Origin of the sequence: Clostridioides sp. ZZV15-6597 (assembly GCF_020657815.1) — a bacterium.
Classification (GTDB): domain Bacteria; phylum Bacillota; class Clostridia; order Peptostreptococcales; family Peptostreptococcaceae; genus Clostridioides.
Map to the genome: position 1 here is coordinate 1 of NZ_JAGWCT010000177.1, position 4,478 is coordinate 4,478.

Consider the following 4,478-nt stretch of genomic DNA (forward strand, 5'->3'; position numbering starts at 1 on the left):
AGATGTGTATAAAGAGACAGCAGACTTAATTTATTTAGTTTGTATTTTTTAATAAAGCGGAGGTTTTTTTATAATGAAAAACGGAATAGTAAAATGGTTTAATAGTGAAAAAGGATTTGGATTCATATCAGTAGAAGGAGAAGACGATGTTTTCGTACATTTCTCAGCTATACAAACTGATGGATACAAAACTTTAGAAGAAGGCGAAAAGGTTAGCTTTGATATAACTCAAGGTAATAGAGGACCTCAAGCTGAAAACGTAAATAGAATATAATTATTTAATTTAAATATATATATTTTAGAAAAGGAGCTACATAAGGCTCTTTTTTGTTGTCTAAAAAAAATAAATAAGTTACCTTAAAAAAGTGCTAAACTTAAAACAACTTATTTAAAGTAACTTCTTTCTATTATAGTATATTATTCATATAGACTACACTACCTAAATTTACTTGATATTATTAAGCACAATTCTCTCAATACTTTACATGCTATAACTGTTGATACTCCTGTCGTATCATAATCAGGGCTTAGCTCTACAATATCACAACCAACTATATTTATATTAGATTTTTTTATAATCTTAAAAATATCTTGAAATTCTCTATAATTTATACCACCAGGTTCTGGTGTACCTGTTCCTGGAAATACAGATGCATCCAACACATCTAAATCTACAGTTAAATAAACATTTTTCCCATTCAATTTATTAATTATCTTTTCAAATGTATTTATTCCACCAACTTCCATATAAGTATGTTTTTGTTCTATTGCAAATTTAAATTCTTCTCTTGTTCCAGACCTTATTCCAAATTGAAATATTTTATCATCTCCAACAATATCCCATACTCTTTTAATTACTGTTGCATGAGAATTTTTATTATTATTATATTCTTCTCTTAAATCTGTGTGTGCATCAAAATGAATTACATACACATCATTATACTTCTCATAGACTGCTTTAAAAGCTGCTAAAGTAACTAGATGTTCACCACCAATCATAAATGGAACCTTTAAATCTTCAACTATACTAGCAGTTTCATCATATATTTCTTTCAAAACTTGTTCTGTATCTCCAACACTAATTTCCAAATCTCCATAATCACATATATTATAATCTTCTAAATCCAAGTCTAAAAAAGGACTATATGTCTCAAGACCATAAAATTCTTTTCTCATCGAGCTACTTGCAAATCTAGCTCCAGGTCTATTTGAAGTAGTTCCATCAAACCCTACTCCAAACACTATCAAATTTGATTCTTCATAACTTTTATCCATACCCATAAATGTATTTATATGATAGAAATTACTCTTCATTTAACATCTCCTTTACATATTGAGGTAGCATAAATGAACCTAAATGGATATCACTATTATAATACTTCGTTTTTAAATTTAATTTTTCCCAACCATCTCTATCTTGATTTTTTATTGGGTCTAGTTTTTTTGAAGCAAAACCAAATAACCAGTGTCCAGATGGATATGTTGGTATATGTGCTTGATAAACTTTAGATATTGGAAATATACCTTTTAACTTATCGTTGGCTCTTTTCATTTCTTTAGCATTAAACTCAAAATAAGGACTTTCACTTTGATTTACTAAAATTCCATCATCAGTTAGTATTCTATAACAATCTCTATAAAAATCATTTGAAAAAAGTCCTTCTCCTGGTCCTATTGGGTCAGTTGAATCTACTATTATTAAGTCATAAGATTTGTCATAAGCCTCTTTAACAAACTTAACTCCATCTTCAAAATATAAATTTACTCTTTCATCGTCTAATTTACATGAACATATATCTATATACTCTTTAGACACATCCACAACCATTTTATCTATTTCAACCATATCAATTTTTTCTATTTTAGGATAACGACTTAACTCTCTTACTGTACCACCATCTCCACCACCTATAACTAAGACTTTTTTGATATTTAAATTTGTAGCCATAGGAACATGAGTTATCATGTCATGATATATAAACTCATCTTTATATGTCACCATCATTAAACCATCTATTGTCAGAAACTTTCCAAACTCCTCACTATCAAACACATCTATTCTTTGAAACTCAGACTTCCCTTCAAATAAATGTCTATCTACTTTTATAGAAAACCTTACATTTTCTGTCCATTCCTCTGTATACCAAAGTTCCATATAATAATCCTCACTTTCATTTATCTATTTTATGTTTATACTGCTTCAGGTTTATGAGTGATTTTACCTAAATCTTTCTTTGAATATTTTTTTATTTTTGTTGTCAATCCTCTTGGAATTTCTGTGGACTCACTTCTTTCTGATTTTAGAAGTTGTTCCAATAATTCGAAACTTTTCCATGGGTCTATATCACCACAAGTAAAAAAATCCGCCGCTGCATAACCATATTCAGGCCAAGTATGTATTGTCAAATGAGATTCAGCAATTATGACAGCACCCGAAACCCCCCAAGGATTAAAATGGTGAAATACAGAATCAACAATTGTAGCCTTTGCATTTAATGCTGAATCATTCATAAAATTTTCTATAAGATGTGGGTCTTTAAGTATGCTCTCATCACAGTTATAGTATTCTACTAGTATATGTCTTCCTAGTGTTTCAAATTTCATTTCAATCTCAACTCCTTTTACATATTTATATATACTATTCTATTTATCCAATAACACAATTTATTTTATAACGAGTATTGTATCTAAGTTTTTATCTTGCATATCAGTCAAATACGCATTACTCTCTTTTAAAAAAACAATGTACTCCATAATTTCTTTTGTTATTAACTCTCCTGGAGTAACAATTGGTATACCTGGTGGGTATGCCATTATTGATTCTCCACAAATTCTACCTATACATGACTTGATTTCTACACTTTCTTTAGATGCATAAAAAGCTTCTCGAGGATTAAGCTCAATAGTTGGATTTATTTGAATCATATTAAACTCATTTAACTTGGCTTCTTTTCTATAAGTTTTTTCAATTATAGAAAGAGCCTTAACCAATCTATCAATATCTGATTTATTAGTTCCAATAGATACAAGTGCTAAGATATTGTACAAATCTCCTAGTTCTACTTGAATTGAAAACTTTTTATACAACAAATCATACACTTCAAAGCCAGTTAAATTTAACCCTTTTACATTTATACATAATTTAGTTTCATCTATAAATTTAACACCTTTTCTTTTTAATATTTCGGTAGACAAAACATCTATTCCATCTATTTTATTTAATCTAGCTTTTGCGTATCTCGATAAATTTAATGCTTTTGATAATTGTTCTTCTCCATTTTCAACTAGGTTAACTCTCGCTCCATCTATACTTGCCATAAGCAAATAAGATGCAGATGTAGACTGTAACATATTGATTGACTGAAGTACTTTTTCAACTCTTATATTTTCTCTATTCAATAAAAGTGCTGAAGATTGTGTCAATGCTCCTCCAGTTTTATGTATACTTACAGCCACCATATCTGCTCCTAAACTTATTGCAGAAGGAGGTAAATCTAAATGAAATGGAAAATGAGCACCATGAGCTTCATCTACTAACACTAAAAGATTATTTTTATGGCATAATTCTATGATGCTCTCAAGGTCTGCACAAGCACCATAATAAGTTGGATTAAGTAAAAATAAAGCTTTTATATCGCAGCTTTTTTCTATTTCCTCTTTAACTTTCTCAATAGTAATATTTAAACTTATACCTAGTTGCTCATCAAATTCTGGTTGTATAAATACTGGTATTCCTCCACAAAGTATTAAAGCATTTATTACTGACTTATGAATATTTCTTGGGAGCAATACTTTTTCTCCTGGATTTATTACACTTAGAATCATTGCATGTATTGCTTGTGTAGTACCATTAGTTATAAAGAATGCTTCATCAGCCATGTATGCCTGCGCTAATAAATCTTGTGCATTTTTTATGACTCCAGTTGGATTAGATACATTATCCATAGTGGGTGATGAGTTTATATCCATTTTCATGAGATTTTCACCTAGATATTTATTTAATATATCTACACCTCTATTTTTCACATGTCCAGGTACATCAAAACAAGCTATATCTCTTTTTGAATATTCTTTTAATGATTCCAATAAGGGCGCACATTCATAGCTCAATTCAACTGCATTTGCGAACTCACTGTCCATGACTTTAAATTCATCTCCTCTCTATTTTAATATTTTTATTGTTTTTATTTATTATTTCTATTTTTTATTTTTACTTTTATTAAACTCATGATATTTATTATATTAACAAACAAGTCTTTTTACAAGTATTTTTTTATTTCACACCAAAAACCTATACCTTAGTATTATCAATATTTATAAACTTTCATTTTTTTTATTGTTTATATTAATTTTTTTATAAATTAGTATTTGTAAACTTTATCACTTTTAGTCAATTTCATATTTTTATTTTTTTCAAGTTTTACTAACGCTTTAAGTTTAATATTTTTAATTTGTATGTATTCTATTACTAAACTTTC

General features: G+C 28.5%; 5 protein-coding genes. 1 reads left to right on the top strand and 4 read right to left on the bottom strand.

Translation table 11 applies throughout. From position 1 onward, the window contains the following. Window positions 1-73 precede the first annotated feature (73 nt). Window positions 74-274 carry a cold-shock protein gene (locus KGF52_RS20325; protein WP_227436749.1) on the top strand — a complete coding sequence of 67 codons (201 nt, stop codon included), beginning with the start codon at window positions 74-76 and terminating at the stop codon, window positions 272-274. Between the two features lie 161 nt (window positions 275-435). On the opposite strand, the gene speB is transcribed toward KGF52_RS20325, so the two are convergent. Genes speB through KGF52_RS20345 form a run of 4 tightly spaced genes read right to left on the bottom strand, consistent with a single transcriptional unit; the run spans window position 436 to window position 4,140 of the window. After that, entirely contained in the window at window positions 436-1,314 is an 879-nt protein-coding gene (gene speB / locus KGF52_RS20330) for an agmatinase (RefSeq protein WP_227841430.1), read from the bottom strand. Further along, window positions 1,304-2,155: a polyamine aminopropyltransferase gene (gene speE, locus KGF52_RS20335; RefSeq protein WP_227841431.1), complete on the bottom strand. Its 852-nt coding sequence runs from the start codon at window positions 2,153-2,155 to the stop codon at window positions 1,304-1,306. Before speE ends, speB begins: the two co-directional genes overlap by 11 nt. Window positions 2,156-2,190: 35 nt before the next feature. Next, complete coding sequence (gene speD, locus KGF52_RS20340) at window positions 2,191-2,604, bottom strand: adenosylmethionine decarboxylase (RefSeq protein ID WP_227436754.1); 414 nt, start codon at window positions 2,602-2,604, stop codon at window positions 2,191-2,193. Window positions 2,605-2,664: 60 nt separating this feature from the next. After that, window positions 2,665-4,140, bottom strand: coding sequence for an aminotransferase class I/II-fold pyridoxal phosphate-dependent enzyme (locus tag KGF52_RS20345; RefSeq protein ID WP_227841432.1), 1,476 nt, complete (start codon window positions 4,138-4,140; stop codon window positions 2,665-2,667). Window positions 4,141-4,478 lie beyond the last annotated feature (338 nt).

Coding starts and splice junctions, on each gene's coding strand:
- speB (WP_227841430.1), bottom strand. CDS start 1,314: ATGAAGAGTAATTTCTATCATATAAATACATTTATGGGTATGGATAAA.
- speD (WP_227436754.1), bottom strand. CDS start 2,604: ATGAAATTTGAAACACTAGGAAGACATATACTAGTAGAATACTATAAC.
- speE (WP_227841431.1), bottom strand. CDS start 2,155: ATGGAACTTTGGTATACAGAGGAATGGACAGAAAATGTAAGGTTTTCT.
- KGF52_RS20345 (WP_227841432.1), bottom strand. CDS start 4,140: ATGGACAGTGAGTTCGCAAATGCAGTTGAATTGAGCTATGAATGTGCG.
- KGF52_RS20325 (WP_227436749.1), top strand. CDS start 74: ATGAAAAACGGAATAGTAAAATGGTTTAATAGTGAAAAAGGATTTGGA.